Source organism: bacterium SCSIO 12643 (assembly GCA_024398135.1).
Lineage (GTDB): Bacteria > Bacteroidota > Bacteroidia > Flavobacteriales_G > Salibacteraceae > CAJXZP01.
In genome coordinates, this window is sequence record CP073750.1 from 448,371 (window position 1) to 464,842 (window position 16,472).

Sequence of the window (16,472 nt, forward strand, 5' to 3'; positions counted from 1 at the left end):
GATATGTTTTCCTTAAAACTTCACTTCAGGGGCTACATCTGTACCTTCTTTGGCTTCGAAATATGGTTTCTCTTCAAAGCCGTTACTTGAAGCTATAAACTTGTTTATAAATCCTTTGATATATCTATTGTATTCCTTAGATGTATCATTATATCTGGTTCTGGCCACACTGATTCTATTTTCAGTACCTTCCAATTGTGCCTGTAACTGTAAGAAGTTTTGATTGGCTTTTAAATCCGGATACTTCTCTACCACTACCATCAATTTAGACAATGCACTGGCCAATCCGGTTTGCGCACCATTAAAATTTTGAATATCCTGTGCAGTCATATTACTCGGGTCAATATTTACCGAAGTCGCTTTGGCCCTTGCCTCAATTACCGCAGTTAAAGCTTCTTTTTCGTGCGCAGCATATCCTTTGACCGTACTCACCAAATTGGGAATCAAATCGGCTCTTCGTTGGTATTGCGCTTCCACATTTGCCCACGAAGCATTTACTTCTTCTTCCATAGCTACCATCGTATCATATTTTCCGGTAAACCATGAAAATCCAATGAGTCCCAAGACCACTATAGCCGCAATTCCTATTAATAAATTTCTCATATTTTCTGATTTAATTAAGTTATCGATAAAAGTAGGCAAAAAAAGAGGCTTTCAAATCTGAAAGCCTCCTCTTTTAAGCTTTATTAGTCAATCAATTCAACACTTCGTTTTAAGAAAGCGCTTAATTTTTCACCTTTTAATAAGTTTTGAGAAAGCAATGCCAAATCAATAGCTTGTTGTGCCAAACTTGATTTTTTATCTGCATCTACTTCTACCAAAATCTTACTGGTTAACGGGTGATTGGCATTCACTACTAAATTATACATATCCGGGAAATTGCTCATTCCCATCATACCGCCACCCATGGCTTGTTGATCTTTCATTCTACGCATAAACTCTGGCTGTGTAATAATCACAGGCGCATCATTTTCAGTCAGCGCTTCGAATTGAACGGTATAAGATTGTTTGTCTACCAATTGCTCTACCACTTCTTTCAATTCTTTCTCCTGATCTTCAGATAAGTTAGATGCCACTTCCTCATCTTTCTTGATCAATTTATCGATCGTATCCGAATCAACACGCACAAATGAAGCATTCTCCAATTTTGTTTCCAGGAACTGTACATAATGCGGAGTTAATGGCGTATCAAATACCAATACATCATAGCCTTTGTTTTTTGCACTTTCTACAAATACGTGTTGTTCTTCGGCATTATCAGAATACAAGTACACCAATTTGTTATCCTTATCCGTTTGGTTTTCCTTGATTTTCTCTTCGTACTCAGCTAATGTCGCATATGTATTGTCTGTGCTCTTTAACAACAATGATTTTTTAATTCTATCAAAGAATTTTTCATCCGTTAACGCACCATACTCCATAAATACTTTGATGTCGTCCCATTTAGACTCAAAATCAGCGCGGTCTTTCTTAAACATAGAAGCCAATTTGTCGGCAACTTTTTTAGAGATATGAGATGAAATTTGTTTCACCTGCTTGTCCTCTTGTAAGTAAGAACGAGAAACGTTTAATGGAATGTCCGGAGAATCAATCACCCCGTGTAAGATCGTTAAGAACTCAGGAACGATGTTTTCCACGTTATCGGTAATAAACACCTGATTCGAATACAAGCTGATCTTGTTTTTCTGTACCTGAATATTATTGCTCAATTTCGGGAAGTATAAAATTCCTGTCAAATTGAACGGGTAATCCACGTTTAAGTGAATGTGGAACAACGGCTCTTCAAATGTAGCCGGATACAACTCTCTGTAGAAATTCTTGTAATCATCCGCTTCCAAATCAGCAGGCTTCTTCGTCCATGCCGGAGTTGGGTTGTTGATGATGTTATCTACTTGTCTTTGTAATTGTTTTACATTACCGTTTTCATCTTTCTCACCACTTGGATCGTCATAAGACTCACTCTTTGTTCCGAATTTGATTTCAATTGGCAAGAATTTACAGTATTTGTTTAAGATGCCGCCAATTCTGCTTTCTTCCAAAAACTCTAAAGAATCATCATCCAGGTGTAAAACGATATCCGTACCACGATTTTCTTTCGTGATCTTTTTCATGTTGTACTCCGGATCTCCATTACAAGTCCATTGTACCGCATCCGCATCTTTATATGATTTGGTGTTTACCTCTACTTCTTTAGCCACCATAAACGCAGAATAGAAACCCAATCCGAAGTGACCAATAATTCCCGCTTCTTTACCTTCTTTCTCGTATTTTTCTAAGAATTCTTCCGCACCGGAAAAAGCCATTTGGTTTAAGTACTTCTTGGTCTCCTCTTCCGTCATCCCGATACCATTATCCGAAATGGTTAATGTTTTGGCATCGTTATCAATCTTCACTTCAACTCTAAGGTCATCAACATCACCTGAAAATTCGCCTGCTTGTTTTAATGCTTTTAATTTTAATGAAGCATCAATTGCATTTGAAACCAATTCACGTAAAAATATCTCGTGATCAGAATATAAAAACTTCTTTATTACAGGAAATATGTTTCCCGATTCTACTTTTATTTTTCCTTTCGCCATTTTAGTAATTTTATATGATGGCGCCCTTTTCAATTGATATACCAAACCGTAAATGCTGACAGGGTGTCGCGATATTTCAAAAATCGCTTTTTAACACGAGGTTTTAATGACATTAAAACTGCAATTCTGACAACTATTGATCTGACGCAGTACATTGCCTGTGCTTTAAAATTTGTTAAATTCGCGCAACAGAAAAACTAATTAATTACGAAAATTATGAAACTAACAAAATGGATGTCTTTTCTTTTTATAGCTGGAGTCATTGCTTCCTGTTATCCTGAGAAAGATAGAACGATTGAAGATTTTGATTTAGTAGGGACCCGATTTGCCGACAATGTGAATTTTGATGACTACAAAACCTATCACCTGTATGATTCTGTAGTGATCGTTTACGATACCACTGAAGAAAAACCAGATTACCCAAAAGAAGAAGCGGATATTATTATCAGCGGAATCAGACAAAATATGATGAACTACGGATGGGTGGAAGTTGCACAAGGTGACACTCCTGATGTGTATTTAGAAGCAGCTGTTTGGACCAATAAAATTGTAGGTGCTTCATATTACCCGGGATGGGGTTATCCTGGATGGGGATGGAACCCATGGTGGGGATATCCTGGATGGGGTGTTTCATACTACTCGTACACAACAGGTACAGTATTGATGTCTATGATGGACGTGAAAAACTATGATTATTCTGACAAGCCTGCCCAGGTGATCTGGACCGGAGGACTAAATGGTTTAGTGTCTTCTTCGAATAACAATAACCTGAGCAGAATTGAATATTCCGTGAATCAGGCATTTACTCAATCTGCTTACTTAAATAAAAAATAAGATGAAAAAGTTTAAACTATTTATACTAGCGAGCGTATTATCTACCGGTTTATTCGCTCAGGACAATTTCTTCGCGATTACGTATAACATGGCAGCACCTATGGGTGAAACTAAAGATTTCATCGACAAGTATAGCTGGGGAGCGATGGGCCTTGAATGGAAGAAAATGATGTCGGACAATGTATCTGTTGGATTGAATATTTCATGGCAGATATTGAGTCAAAAAATCAACAAAGCAACACTTGAGATTCCGGAAAGAAATATGACTTTATCCGGAACACAATTGCGTTACTTAAACTATTTCCCAATGACTTTAACAGGTAATTATTTTTTCAACCCTGAAGGTAAAGTCATTCCTTTTGTAGGTGCGGGAGCTGGTTTATACAGAGTATTACAAAGATTTGATATCAGTGGTTTTGCGTATAATCAAGATACCTGGAACTTTGGGTTCTATCCTGAAGCAGGTGTGATCTTCCCTACAGGAGGTAGTGCAGATTTCTTTGTGAATACTAAATACCACTACGTGCTTCCAGCTGGAGGACACCAAAGTCACAATTTCTTAAACATTAATGTTGGGTTTAGTTATTTCTATTAATCTCCAACGTTAAATCATATTAAAGCGGCTTCATGCCGCTTTTTTTATGCGCATCATTTTACCCGATTGAAAGCGGTTGACATCTAAATTCTTTATTCTGCGCGGACCGGATATTTCAATAAACTTCGGGCGATTTGTTCAGCATCTGACCAAAAGGTCAATTAGATGGTTTTTACTGGATAAATGTCACTTAACTTCAGATCATTTCCTGTTACATTTGTGCAGCAATAATTAAAAATAGAACATATGAATCACGAAGTTTCTTTTGGATATAATGGTGGCATGTCTCTTAAAGGTGAGGTAAATGGTCATGAAATGATTTTGGATGCGGATGAGAGCTTTGGAGGGAATGATCAGGGCCCAAGACCTAAACCTCTTATCTTAGCTTCTTTGATCGGCTGTACTTCTTTGGATGTGATCTCACTACTTAAAAAAATGCGCGTAGATTTTAAAGACTTGCAGGTGACCGCCAATGGTTCTTTAACCGATGAGCATCCAAAATATTACGATCACATTAAGTTGATCTATAACATCTGGGGAAAAGATTTAAACCGCGATAAAGTTGAAAAAGCTGTGGTGTATTCTCAGGAAAGATACTGTGGAGTTACTGCTATGTTAGAGAAAGCAGCTAAAATTGACTATGAGATTGTATATCACGAAGACTAATCTTGCAAAACGTCTTAAACCATTTGTTTAAGGCGTTTTTTTCTTCTCGCAGCACCACCATCACCATTTGAAAACGCATCTTTTAACTCATGCTTGTGTGAGTCTAATTTATACATGCGATAGCGTTTAATATCGATCTGCTCTCTTCCGGCAATGATCAGATAGGCCAATATGATTCCGAAAATGACATTTACCAAAATCATCAAATACGGATTTCTGACACGCACTACCCAGAACATCAAATCGTAAAAACCAACCATCATCAGGATGACCACTTCGCGCATCATCAGTTTTTCATTTCGCTCCTCATACTGTGCATAAAACTTACCGTATTTGCGTTTTTGCTTGTCATATACCAATCGAATCTTTTTGGTATACCAAAAAAGCTGTAAGTACCACAATACATGCGCTGAAACCAAAACGTATCTGGCAATTTTTTTACTGGTGACTCCTGACTCTAATTTTTGCAGGGTAAGAATATCATTTACGTCTTTGATCGAAAAAATAGACAAACCTACCACCAGAATCAGCACACTATAAATGGCCGGCACAAAGTTTAAAGCAATCTTCTGATGTCCCAAAAGTTTGTGCTTCATGCCCATTAAAGATTTCTGATACATCAACAATAAAGGTCCGGCCAACATGGAAAACGGCATCAATAACACAAAACCTACAATTTGTGTTTCACCCATTTCCACCTCGGTCATCAGGTTGAATAAAAAGAAGCTTAAAACTGAAAATAAAAATGCACCGAATATCGTTCTCGAGATTCCTTTATTTCTATTGGAATAAATATCCAACAGCCCAATGGCAATGACGCCCACCGGAATAAGAAAGGTAATTAATGATAGTATGAATAAATTCAAAAAGTGTGCAATTTGTTGCGACTAAAATAAAAAAAAGGAGACATATGTCTCCTTCTCTTATCACAAATTTTGACTATTTGGTCAAATAGTTAAACTATTATTCCATCGCAGCAAGATATCTTTCAGCATCCAAAGCAGCCATACATCCACTACCCGCTGCTGTAATCGCTTGACGGTAAGTATTATCCGCTGCATCACCTGCAACAAATACACCTTCAACATTAGTTTTTGAAGTTCCTGGTACATTTTTAATGTAACCCACCTCATCCACATCGATAAACTCTTTAAAGATATCCGTATTTGGCTTGTGTCCGATAGCCACAAAGAATCCGTCTACTTTAATATCCTGTTCTTCACCGGTCACATTGTTTTTAGCTCTTACACCTTCCACAACATCTTGTCCCAAAACCTCAACCGTTTCAGTATTGTATAATACTTCAAGATTTTCTGTAGCATTTACACGGTGTTGCATTGCTTTAGACGCACGCATTTTGTCTTTACGAACCAACATGTATACTTTGTTACATAGCTTCGCTAAATACGTTGCTTCCTCAGCCGCAGAATCACCCGCACCTACAATCACCACGTCTTTTCCTCTATAGAAGAATCCATCACAAGTTGCACAGGCGGAAACTCCACCTCCACTCTTTCTGATTCTTTGCTCACTTTCTAAACCTAACCACTTTGCAGAAGCACCAGTTGAAATAATTACAGTATCCGCAGTGATGTGTTTTTTCTCATCTACTACCACTTTATGTGGCTTACTTGAAAAATCAACAGAAGTTACTCTACCAAATCTCACATCCGTTTCAAAACGTACAGCTTGATTCTTAAGATCTTCCATCATTGCCGTTCCATCTACACCATTCGGATATCCTGGGAAGTTATCTACTTCTGTGGTGGTAGTTAATTGTCCTCCAGGCTCCATTCCTGTATACATTACCGGACTCATATCCGCTCTGGCAGCATAAATTGCAGCAGTATAACCTGCAGGGCCAGATCCTATAATTAGGCATTTTAAGTGTTCTATTTCTTCTGACATCTTATTATTTATTTTTTCAAGTTCACAAATTTAATTTTTTCTCATTCCCAATAAAATCTTATTGGAAACCAGGCAAAATTGCAACAAACCTAAACTTTAAATTGTAACATATCTTACAGTTTTGTAATACTTCTATAAACAAAATATTAACCTCCGTTGAAACCATATAAACGTCCAATAAATCTGTATTTTACTTATTGGGTTTTCTTATACAGTTGCTTTTTTATTTATCCCAAAACACAAAAAATAACTTCACAAAAAAAGCCCCTTTCGCTTTCGCAAAAGAGGCTTCGTTTTCAAATCTAAATTTTAAATATGATTAATGACCTTTAGTTTCTCTATTGTACGTTGCTTCGTCAATTTTCTTTCCATTTTTAAAGTAGAAAACCGCACCATAGTTATACACTTCTTTCTTGTACTCATCCCCTCTACCATTGGCTACAATTACAATTCGTGTAGTGGTTTTACTTCCTTTCTTGGTCGTTTCATTTAAACCATTTGGATATTGTTCGGCCAACTGACGGTTAAACTCCGTATCATTCTTCGCATGGAATTCAGCCAGTTTACGTGCTTCTTCAATCTGTGCAGAGACATCACGCATCTTTTGCGTCACCACTGCATCACCCGCAATTAATTTCAGGGCCGCTTCGTATTTGTACTTCCCTTTCTCCAATTCTCCTTTTTGTACAAAGTCATCACCTTCTGCAACTAAAGCATCAAACTTTTGTTGGTTTTCTTCACGTTGCTTGGCCAGCAATGCTTCTTCCTCAGCTTTTCTTTGCGCCTCTAATTCCAGACCTTCAATCTTTTTCAACTGAACTCCCGGATAAGGTTTGTCCGCAAAAATTTGCTGTGCTGCCTGATACTCTGTTTTCGCCTTAGCGTAATCTTTGGCTAACAATGCTGCATCACCCGCTTTAATCGCTGTTTGATATTGTGCTTCTTTAGCTTCTAATTCTGCCTGTGCTTTTGCTTTTGCAGCTTCTTCAGCGGCCAATAATTCAAGCTTCTCATCAATCTGCATGATTTGACTGGTTGGATACGTCTTCCCTTCAAAAATGGTCAATGCATTTTGATATTCTGCTTTCGCACCATTCCAATCTCCAGCTTTAAACATTTGATCTGCTTTCGCTATCGAAGCTTTATAGTTTTGCTCTTTCTCAGCTAATGCCTGTGCCTCAGCTTCTGCTTTAGCCTCAGCCGCAGCGATCTCAGCTAGTTTTGTGTTGATCACTTCTATTTGAGTCTTAGGATACTCCTCTTTTGGTTTCACCTCTAATGCACTTTCATAAGCGGTTTGCGCTTCAGTATATTTCTCTAATGCCATTTGTGCGTCTCCCTCTGCCACAAAACCATTGTATTTATCTTCAACCGCTTTTTTCTCAGCTGCTAACGCAGCAGCCGCAGCCGCAAGTTTAGCATCAATAGCCGCAATCCCATCTTTAGGCTTTTGCTCATTTGGCTTTAATTCAGATGCCGCCTGATAGTCTGCTTTTGCTAATTCCAGTTTCCCGGATTGTTGCTTCTGAACAGCACTTACCATTAACTTATCGTATTGTTTATCGATACCTTCTAACTTAGCTAATGTTTCGTTGATCGATGCAATTTGCGTTTTTGGATATTCCTCTTTTGGCTTTAACGCCAATGCCCCTTCATAATCCGTTTTTGCTTTTGCATAATCCTTATTCTCTAAAGCACCATCTGCACTTGCGATTAAACCATTGTATTGATCCTCCAGTGCTTTTTCTTTAGCTGCCAACTCCGCTGCCATAGCTGCTAATTTCGCATCAATTGCAGCAATCTCATCCTTTGGCTTTTGTTCAGCTGGTTTTAACTCAGATGCAGATTGATAATCTGTTTTAGCTAACTCCAATTTCCCTGCCTGTTGCTTTTCAGCCGCACTCGCCATCAATCTATCGTATTGCTTATCGATGCCTTCTAATTTGGCTAATGTTTCATTGATTGACGCAATTTGCGTTTTTGGATATTCTTCTTTTGGTTTTAATGCTGATGCCCCTTCATAATCCGTTTTTGCTTTTGCATAATCCTTATTCTCCAAAGCACCATCTGCACTTGCGATTAGACCATTATATTGATCCTCCAATGCTTTTTCTTTGGCCGCAATCTCAGCTGCCATAGCCGCTAATTTTGCATCAATTGCTGCAATCTCATCTTTCGGCTTTTGCTCAGACGGTTTTAACTCAGAAGCGGCCTGATAATCCGTTTTAGCCAATTCCAGTTTTCCGGTTTGTTGCTTCTCAGCTGCACTCGCCATCAACTTGTCGTATTGCTTATCGATGCCTTCAAGTTTCGCTAATGTTTCATTGATTGATGCAATTTGCGTTTTTGGATATTCCTCTTTTGGTTTTAGTGCCAATGCACTTTCATATTCAGCTTTCGCTTTTTCGTATTCTTTATTAACCATCAAAGCATCTGCACTGGTAATCATGGCATCATACTGCTCTTTCAATGCAGCCTCTTTTTGAGCAGCCAACTCTGCTTCTTTCGCTTTCAATGCAGCCATATTTGCCAGCAACACATCAATCTCAGAAATCTTTGTTTTTGGTAAAGCCTCATCCGGCTTCAAAGCCAATGCCTGATTATATGAAGCTTTTGCCGCATCATAATCTTTATTGTTCATTTGCGTATTTGCGGTAGCTAACAGACTTTGATAATCCTTATCCGTTTTCGCATTTGACGCTAAAATAGCGTCAATCTCTTTGATTTTAGTCTTTGGATATACCTGTTTAGAATCCATCGCAACAGCTTCGTTGTACTTTCCTTTAGACTCTGCATATTTTGATAATGCCAATAATGAATCCGCTGAAGCAATGACCGCATCGTATTTGGCTTTTCTTTCCTTTTCTGCCATTTCAGCGGCTAATGCTTTTTCTGCCGCTATACTCTTAATAATTTTATCGATCTGATCTTTTGGATATTCAATCTTTGGCTTCACATCATGCGCCATTTCGTAATTCTTACGCGCTGTTTCCCATTCTTTGTTGTCAAATGCCTCATCCGCAGCCTGAATATGAGTCGCGTACTGTTCATCCACAGATTGGTTGGCCTGCATGATGGCCATCGTTTTCTTAATCTGTTTGTCCGGATATGTTTCTTTAGGTAAAATCTCTTTGGCTGCCTCGTATTGAATCAATGCATTTTCATAATCTCCTTCTTTTAAGAAAGCATCACCATCTTTTACGGCCAACATATAATCATCATAAGCTTCTTCCGAATTAACGTCTTTTTGCTCATATGCATCATACACCTGATCCGCTAATTTTATCAAACTTGGACGGACTGAACGTTCGTATTTTTTATCGGTACTAAATCCATCTTCCGTTGGGTTATACACCACAACCGCTACAGGTTTTTTTAGAATAGAATAATCCACATCCAAATCCAATGGATACATATCTACCCTCCAGCCTTTGTAATAGAAAGGGTATTTTCGATTGTTTTCGGGAACATTACGGGTATCTATTTCCACAATCTTATCTGCAAAGTCATCCTTTACAAAGTGCAACGTAAAAATCTTATCTAATTTGATTTTTACTTTAAATTTTCCGTTCTCATCACTACGTACTTCATCTACTACATCTCCATCTTCCTTGAGCAACAAAGACACATTTTCCAGACGTAACCCATCTGCATATAAAGTTCCGCTAATCGTTAAATCTGCCTTCCCGACTTTTCCAGAACTACCTTCTGCTCCACCATTATCTTCCTGAGAATAAACCGGAACGGTGAACATCAAACAGCTCAATAAAATGAACAAAATAAACTTGGGGAATTTATGTATCATGGTGATGTTTAGTTTATACGAACACGCAAATTTAGCCAATTTAGTATGTGATCAGATGCAATTTTATGAACTCTAAACAAATTGATTCATTGGTTAAAATGGCATCAGATCGATGTGGCAAGGGGAAAACAAAAATAAAACCAACTTTAGTATTCTCCAACTCCGTTTCTCCTAATAAATACCCATTTCGTCACAAGACCATAGTGTTTAACAGAATATTCGCATTCATCCTATCGCATATGCATCTATTATTTCATTTAAACGATATACTTTTGCGCGCCAATGAAAGCTTATAATACTGCTGCATATTACACTTTAGGTTGTAAACTGAATTTTTCAGAAACATCGACTATCGCACGTAATTTAAAAGATGCCGGCTATGCCAAGGTAGATTTTGAACATGGCGCAGATGTTTACGTTATTAATACCTGTTCCGTAACCGAAAATGCAGATCGTAAATGTAGAAATATTGTAAGACGTGCGCAGAAATATAATCCGGACGCCAAAGTAGTTGTCCTGGGTTGCTATGCGCAGTTAAAACCAGAAGAGATTTTAAAAATCCCTGGAGTTAATTTGGTTTTAGGAGCCAGTGAAAAGTTTGATGTGGCAAAATACATGGAGCAACTGGAAACTGACGATAAGCAAGCACACTATAAAAAAGTGAGTCGCGCCAAAACCTTCTATCCTTCTTATTCTGTTGGAGATCGTACCCGTACATTTTTAAAAATCCAGGATGGATGTGATTACTTCTGTTCCTTTTGTACCATTCCTTTAGCACGTGGTAATAGCCGTTCACAAAGCATTGCGGAAACTATGAAAGTGGTGAGCGAGATTGAACAAACGGACGTGAAGGAAGTAGTTCTTACCGGAGTAAACACTGGAGAGTTCGGAATTGGAACGGATGAAAATTTCCATGATTTAATTCAGGTGTTAGATCAAACTGAAATTGATCGTTTTAGAATATCATCTATCGAACCAAATCTGCTCACCAACGAGATTATTCATTTCTCTGCGCAGAGTAACAGGTTTGTTCCACATTTTCATGTACCATTACAATCTGGATCCAATCGGATTCTTAAAGATATGAAAAGGAAATATCTCAGAGAATTGTATGCGGACCGGGTACATACCATCAAAAAAGCTATGCCAGACGCTTGTATTGGTGTGGATATCATTGTAGGATTCCCTGGAGAAACGGACGAAGAATTTATGGAAACTTTTGAATTTGTAAGAGACCTACCCGTTTCCTATTTTCATGTATTCACATATAGCGAAAGACCAAATACCATCGCCAATCGTATGGACCATCCGGTCCCAATGCATGTGAGAAATGAACGTAGTGAAAAACTAAGAATCTTATCACAAAAGAAAAGACGTGCATTCAATGAAACGCAATTGGGCAAAACCAAAACCGTTTTATGGGAATCACATCAAGATGAAGATGGAATGATGCATGGTTTTACCGAAAATTACGTAAAAGTATCCAAACCTTATGATGCCGATTTAACCAATACTTTTGAGCAAGTCACGCTAAAAGAATTGGCACCTGAAGGAGTGGTGAGGGTAGGCTAAAAAAACGGAGCCTTTTATATATAAGGCCCCGCTTATGAAAGACTATTTGTGCTGGATAATTACCTTTTCATTATGAATAAACCCATCAGCTACAAAACTCAGTATGTAAATTCCATTTGGAATTTCATTTGTCTGTAAGGTCCATTTTGAATCATTCCCGATCTGAGTCTTATTGATTCCAACATTTACTCTTTTTCCTACTGCATCTGTCATGTATATTTCAGAGATTAAGCTTGAATTCACACCTGACAGTTCAATTGATAACTGTTCAGAAGCAGGGTTAGGATATATACTCAACTCTTTAAATATTTCCGTTTCATTTATGCTAAGCCCCTTCTTCCATTCTCCTTTTTCCAGACACAATTCAGAATTATGATTAATAACTTCATATTCACCTCCTGGCTCAACAACGAAGTTTGGACCAAAGAATACTTGTCCTCCTGCTTCAAAAACAACTTTCACTCCACTTTGAATAACAAAATCTCCTCCTGAATAATTTTTATTTCCCATAGCATCATCCGCTTGATATGGTGAGTTTTCATAACCCACATAAAGGTTATCCTTTGCATAAAAATCCTGATCAAAATAACAATATCTATTGCTTAAGTATAAGCTATAACACTCTTTATCCCAATGTGCAGCAACCATATCTCCCCATCCTTTCATACGCATTCCTTCAGTTATGTAATAAACAGAAGCATCATTGTGATATTTAATATATGCACCATATAAATCCATAATTATGTTATAAACATTTGGAGCAGTATTACTTCCTGAATTGTCAAACTTATATAATGGAGTCCATGCTAATCCAAATAGTCTCGCTTTAGGATCATCAAAAGTAAAGGTCATAAAATCTGTGTATATATTATTTTGCGTGGTACCGTCAACCCCCATATGGAATCCATCATAAACTTGTCCTCCACAACATACATAATTATTATCCCATATATTCTTAGTGAAAGTGTTTCTAAATCTTTCCATATGGAAATTCTCAAAGTATTGACCGGTAGTTACATGATTATAAATCAAAGACTTGTTCTTATTATATAACAATGGAAACATGATATCCCATGTGGCATGTCCCATATCTTCAGTAAAAGTGTAAGAACACGCATTCCAAGGATTATGTCTCCACCAATATGCGCCAGTTGAAAAATTATATTTCAAAGCATTAGAAGTCGGCCATTGCGCTGTCCAACCGCAATTTTGTTCATCACAGCCATTTCCCATAATCAACTTTGCAATATCCACAGCCCTTTGTCCATATAAGTAATAGTTATTTACATTAGACAGATACATGTACAAAAATGCAATGGCCCAGGGAGTTTGATGATTAAATTCTGCCATAGCTTCATTGGCAAAGTTATGCCCCATACCACTCTTGTTTAAACATTCTGAATCATTATACCACATGTTATTCATATTTTGAGAATTGTTCCACGAAATCGCCCATTTCAACGTCTGATCAACATTTTTTTCCACCCAATTGGCATACGCTCCGAAAGTGTAATAATTCTTGTATAGCGTATTTCTATCCTCTCCTGGATATAGCTCAATTGGCGTGTTTTGAAGGTACCAATCTTTTTTGACGATATAATTAAAATGTGCGAGAACTAACAATACACGACCATTAAATGCAGCCCCTAAACCATTTCCCGTAGCATCTACGTTATTGTTATAATCGACATCACGAAACCATAATGGATAATGATTAGAACCATACACATAATCTCGTCTAGAATTAATAATTTGTGTACTTTCCTTCATAAAAGCATATAAGTATGCTTTATCTTTTGTCGTTTCATACATCGTTAACAATGCTTCCAATGCAGGACACCAGGCTGATGACAATCTACTTGCTAAGCCACTACCGCCACCCAATTGTAGTTCATATCCGGTATAATCGTATTTAGTCCTATTCTGGTAAGATTCGATAAACATTTTGTCAAAATGTTCCTTGATATGATAGTTTTGGTATTGAGAAAACGCGGCAATATTAATGACCACGAACATTAGGATTAATGATACTTTTTTCATTTTAGATATTTTAAAGTTAGTATAGAGTTTTACTAATCCAAATGTATGTATTTATCTTATCAAACCATAACTAACTTCTTAATAATCGAATCAAATTGTTCGAATTCTACCCAGTGGAATCAAATCCCATTTAAAATTCTTTTCTAGAGCATTTTTCTCCTTCACACCAGCGTATTTTGAATTGATACAGAAAATAATCCCTCTTTTAATTTCACCGTTAGTAGCTATATATTCAATTTCCTGACCTATTTCATATCCATAGTATCGAATTTGATCTTCGGTTTTAGAGGCATGTAAAACATGTGAATAATGATAGTTACTATACCCATTAGTGTATACTACTTCTCACCGCTTTTGTCCAAAACCAGAAACATAACCTTTATCCAAAGTCATCGCATACTCGTTGGTCATTACGTAAACAGTATCTCCAACCTTAAATCCTACATGTGCATTGGGGTTATAAAGTAAATATACATCTTCGAATTCCTCTTCGGTATCCATTGGATTAAAATCTATCACATCAGCAGAAACAGTTATCAGAGTTTTTTCATAAAATAAAACAAATGTCTTTTTTATATCAACAGTCACGTTGGCTAAAGCCTGACCTTTTCTCAGTGGGTAATTCGTCAACATATCCTTCTTAGCTTCCAATACCAAAGCTGACTTTGAGAGTCCTCCAATGCCTAAAATATGTGTAGTAGAAGCCTGACCATCAATTATTCCTGCGACTCTAAAGTTATTATTTGCAATACTCGCATTTCCAGTCATCATTCCAGTATGAAATGCACATGAAGACATGATAAGAGCCAAAAGGTTAATAAGTAAAAGGTTTTTCATAGTTAAAATATTATATCATAATGTTTTCGAAAATAGTTAATTATCAAAAAAAGCACCAATATCAGGTTTAAAATAATTCTCCCCTTTAAGGACTTTCCCATCCGCACGATATACTGGTTTTCCATCTGCTCCCAATTTCGACATATTGCTCCTGTGAATTTCGGTAAACACCTCTTCAATTTTCCCCTGCATTCCATGCGCTAACATTGTTCCACATAAAATATACAGCATATCACCTAAAGCATCAGCTACTTCAACCAAATCACCTTTTTGCGCGGCTTCCAGATATTCCTGATTTTCTTCTTGCATTAAATCAAAACGCAATTGAACTGTTTTAGGATCCAATTTCACCGAAGGCTGATCTATACTATTGATACCGAAAGCATCATGAAATTCACGAACTAATTTTATCGTTTTTTCCAGTGTCAATTTTGAATCCATATTTCCAGTTTTAGAAATTCAAAGTAATTTCAAAACATCAATAAAATTAAGGTTTTCAAACAGAATTGTTAACAAAATTTAACGAGGTCGGATTTGATTAAAATTATCATTAATCCATATTTGTTGGTTGCTAAAAAATGCTTACAAAATGGATATGTTACAATCAGACGGATTGAATCAAAATACAGCTGCTACTTCTACCCCGGCTGTAGATATCAGATTACTCAATGAAATGATTCAAAAAGAAAGCGCTTTTATTGATCTCGTAAGAATGGAGATGAAGAAAGTACTGATCGGTCAGGAATATATGATCGATAGATTATTGATCGCTATGTTGGCCGATGGACATATACTTTTAGAAGGGGTTCCTGGTCTGGCAAAAACATTGGCCATTACCACACTATCAAAAACGATCGATGCAGATTTTAGCAGAATTCAGTTTACTCCGGATTTGCTTCCTGCCGATTTGGTTGGAACCATTATTTACAATGCCAAGTCAGGTGAGTTCACCAATAAAAAAGGGCCGATCTTTGCCAATTTTGTATTAGCAGATGAGATCAATCGTGCGCCTGCTAAAGTGCAAAGTGCGTTACTGGAAGGAATGCAGGAACGTCAGGTCACTATTGGAGATACCACATACCCGCTACCTAAACCATTCCTCGTAATGGCTACTCAGAATCCGGTAGAACAAGAAGGTACATATCCGCTTCCGGAAGCACAGGTAGACCGTTTCTTAATGAAAGTGGTTATTGACTATCCTACCCGAGAAGAAGAAAAACTAATTGTAAGAATGAATATGCAGGCTAAAGGTTTTGCCAAACCTAACCCTGTGTGCAAACCTGATGATGTAATCAAAGCCCGTGAGGTGGTTCGTCAGGTCTATATGGATGAAAAAATTGAGCAATACATCGTTGATATTGTTTTTGCTTCCAGATACCCAAAAGATTATGGCTTAGATCATCATGAGAATTTAGTCAGCTTCGGAGCTTCTCCAAGAGCTTCTATTAGTTTGGCTTTAGCAGCAAAAGCATATGCTTTTATCAACCGAAGAGGTTATGTGATTCCTGAGGATGTACGTGCCGTTTGTATGGATGTCATGAGACATCGAATCGGAATTTCTTACGAAGCAGAAGCAGAAGACATTACCAGTGTTGATATTGTCAATAACATTCTGAATAAAGTTGAAGTTCCGTAA

At 37.3% G+C, this 16,472-nt stretch carries 13 protein-coding genes; 5 read left to right on the forward strand and 8 right to left on the reverse strand.

Annotated features, from left to right (window positions below; genetic code table 11):
* Window positions 1–12 precede the first annotated feature (12 nt).
* Complete coding sequence (locus tag KFE94_01975) at window positions 13–603, reverse strand: LemA family protein (GenBank protein UTW66906.1); 591 nt, start codon at window positions 601–603, stop codon at window positions 13–15.
* A gap of 83 nt (window positions 604–686) precedes the next feature.
* A complete protein-coding gene (htpG, locus tag KFE94_01980; protein UTW66907.1) occupies window positions 687–2,579 on the reverse strand; it encodes a molecular chaperone HtpG in 1,893 nt (630 codons plus the stop codon).
* Window positions 2,580–2,795: 216 nt separating this feature from the next.
* Here htpG and KFE94_01985 point away from each other — a divergent pair, with 216 nt between their 5' ends.
* The 3 genes from KFE94_01985 to KFE94_01995 all read left to right on the forward strand — a co-directional run bounded on the left by KFE94_01985 (window position 2,796) and on the right by KFE94_01995 (window position 4,674).
* Window positions 2,796–3,413, forward strand: coding sequence for a DUF4136 domain-containing protein (locus KFE94_01985; protein UTW66908.1), 618 nt, complete (start codon window positions 2,796–2,798; stop codon window positions 3,411–3,413).
* Between the two features lies 1 nt (window position 3,414).
* On the forward strand, window positions 3,415–4,008 hold the full coding sequence (locus KFE94_01990; protein UTW66909.1) for an outer membrane beta-barrel protein: 594 nt from the start codon (window positions 3,415–3,417) through the stop codon (window positions 4,006–4,008).
* Between the two features lie 246 nt (window positions 4,009–4,254).
* Window positions 4,255–4,674, forward strand: coding sequence for an OsmC family protein (locus tag KFE94_01995; protein UTW66910.1), 420 nt, complete (start codon window positions 4,255–4,257; stop codon window positions 4,672–4,674).
* Between the two features lie 14 nt (window positions 4,675–4,688).
* Here the strand turns inward: KFE94_01995 and KFE94_02000 are convergent, their stop codons facing one another.
* The 3 genes from KFE94_02000 to KFE94_02010 all read right to left on the reverse strand — a co-directional run bounded on the left by KFE94_02000 (window position 4,689) and on the right by KFE94_02010 (window position 10,387).
* Window positions 4,689–5,540 carry a hypothetical protein gene (locus tag KFE94_02000; protein ID UTW66911.1) on the reverse strand — a complete coding sequence of 284 codons (852 nt, stop codon included), beginning with the start codon at window positions 5,538–5,540 and terminating at the stop codon, window positions 4,689–4,691.
* Window positions 5,541–5,637: 97 nt separating this feature from the next.
* A complete protein-coding gene (gene trxB / locus KFE94_02005) occupies window positions 5,638–6,582 on the reverse strand; it encodes a thioredoxin-disulfide reductase (GenBank protein ID UTW66912.1) in 945 nt (314 codons plus the stop codon).
* A 319-nt stretch (window positions 6,583–6,901) separates the two neighbouring features.
* A complete protein-coding gene (locus tag KFE94_02010; GenBank protein UTW66913.1) occupies window positions 6,902–10,387 on the reverse strand; it encodes a hypothetical protein in 3,486 nt (1,161 codons plus the stop codon).
* A 282-nt stretch (window positions 10,388–10,669) separates the two neighbouring features.
* On the opposite strand from KFE94_02010, the gene mtaB reads away from it, so the two are divergent.
* The gene (mtaB, locus tag KFE94_02015; GenBank protein UTW66914.1) at window positions 10,670–11,959 is read left to right on the forward strand and encodes a tRNA (N(6)-L-threonylcarbamoyladenosine(37)-C(2))-methylthiotransferase MtaB; all 1,290 of its coding nucleotides are present in this window, start codon (window positions 10,670–10,672) and stop codon (window positions 11,957–11,959) included.
* A gap of 42 nt (window positions 11,960–12,001) precedes the next feature.
* Here mtaB and KFE94_02020 read toward each other — a convergent pair whose 3' ends face one another.
* The 3 genes from KFE94_02020 to KFE94_02030 form a co-directional block, all read right to left on the reverse strand.
* Window positions 12,002–13,999, reverse strand: a complete 1,998-nt coding sequence (locus KFE94_02020) for a T9SS type A sorting domain-containing protein (GenBank protein UTW66915.1) — start codon at window positions 13,997–13,999, stop codon at window positions 12,002–12,004.
* 345 nt (window positions 14,000–14,344) lie between these two features.
* Window positions 14,345–14,836, reverse strand: coding sequence for a hypothetical protein (locus KFE94_02025; GenBank protein UTW66916.1), 492 nt, complete (start codon window positions 14,834–14,836; stop codon window positions 14,345–14,347).
* 36 nt (window positions 14,837–14,872) lie between these two features.
* Entirely contained in the window at window positions 14,873–15,259 is a 387-nt protein-coding gene (locus tag KFE94_02030; GenBank protein UTW68194.1) for a nucleoside triphosphate pyrophosphohydrolase family protein, read from the reverse strand.
* 172 nt (window positions 15,260–15,431) lie between these two features.
* Here KFE94_02030 and KFE94_02035 point away from each other — a divergent pair, with 172 nt between their 5' ends.
* A complete protein-coding gene (locus KFE94_02035; protein ID UTW68195.1) occupies window positions 15,432–16,472 on the forward strand; it encodes a MoxR family ATPase in 1,041 nt (346 codons plus the stop codon).

Excerpts from the sequence above, each read along its gene's own strand:
- KFE94_01975 (UTW66906.1), bottom strand. The coding sequence starts at position 603 with ATGAGAAATTTATTAATAGGAATTGCGGCTATAGTGGTCTTGGGACTC.
- htpG (UTW66907.1), bottom strand. The coding sequence starts at position 2,579 with ATGGCGAAAGGAAAAATAAAAGTAGAATCGGGAAACATATTTCCTGTA.
- KFE94_01985 (UTW66908.1), top strand. The coding sequence starts at position 2,796 with ATGAAACTAACAAAATGGATGTCTTTTCTTTTTATAGCTGGAGTCATT.
- KFE94_01990 (UTW66909.1), top strand. The coding sequence starts at position 3,415 with ATGAAAAAGTTTAAACTATTTATACTAGCGAGCGTATTATCTACCGGT.
- KFE94_01995 (UTW66910.1), top strand. The coding sequence starts at position 4,255 with ATGAATCACGAAGTTTCTTTTGGATATAATGGTGGCATGTCTCTTAAA.
- trxB (UTW66912.1), bottom strand. The coding sequence starts at position 6,582 with ATGTCAGAAGAAATAGAACACTTAAAATGCCTAATTATAGGATCTGGC.
- KFE94_02010 (UTW66913.1), bottom strand. The coding sequence starts at position 10,387 with ATGATACATAAATTCCCCAAGTTTATTTTGTTCATTTTATTGAGCTGT.
- mtaB (UTW66914.1), top strand. The coding sequence starts at position 10,670 with ATGAAAGCTTATAATACTGCTGCATATTACACTTTAGGTTGTAAACTG.
- KFE94_02020 (UTW66915.1), bottom strand. The coding sequence starts at position 13,999 with ATGAAAAAAGTATCATTAATCCTAATGTTCGTGGTCATTAATATTGCC.
- KFE94_02025 (UTW66916.1), bottom strand. The coding sequence starts at position 14,836 with ATGAAAAACCTTTTACTTATTAACCTTTTGGCTCTTATCATGTCTTCA.
- KFE94_02035 (UTW68195.1), top strand. The coding sequence starts at position 15,432 with ATGTTACAATCAGACGGATTGAATCAAAATACAGCTGCTACTTCTACC.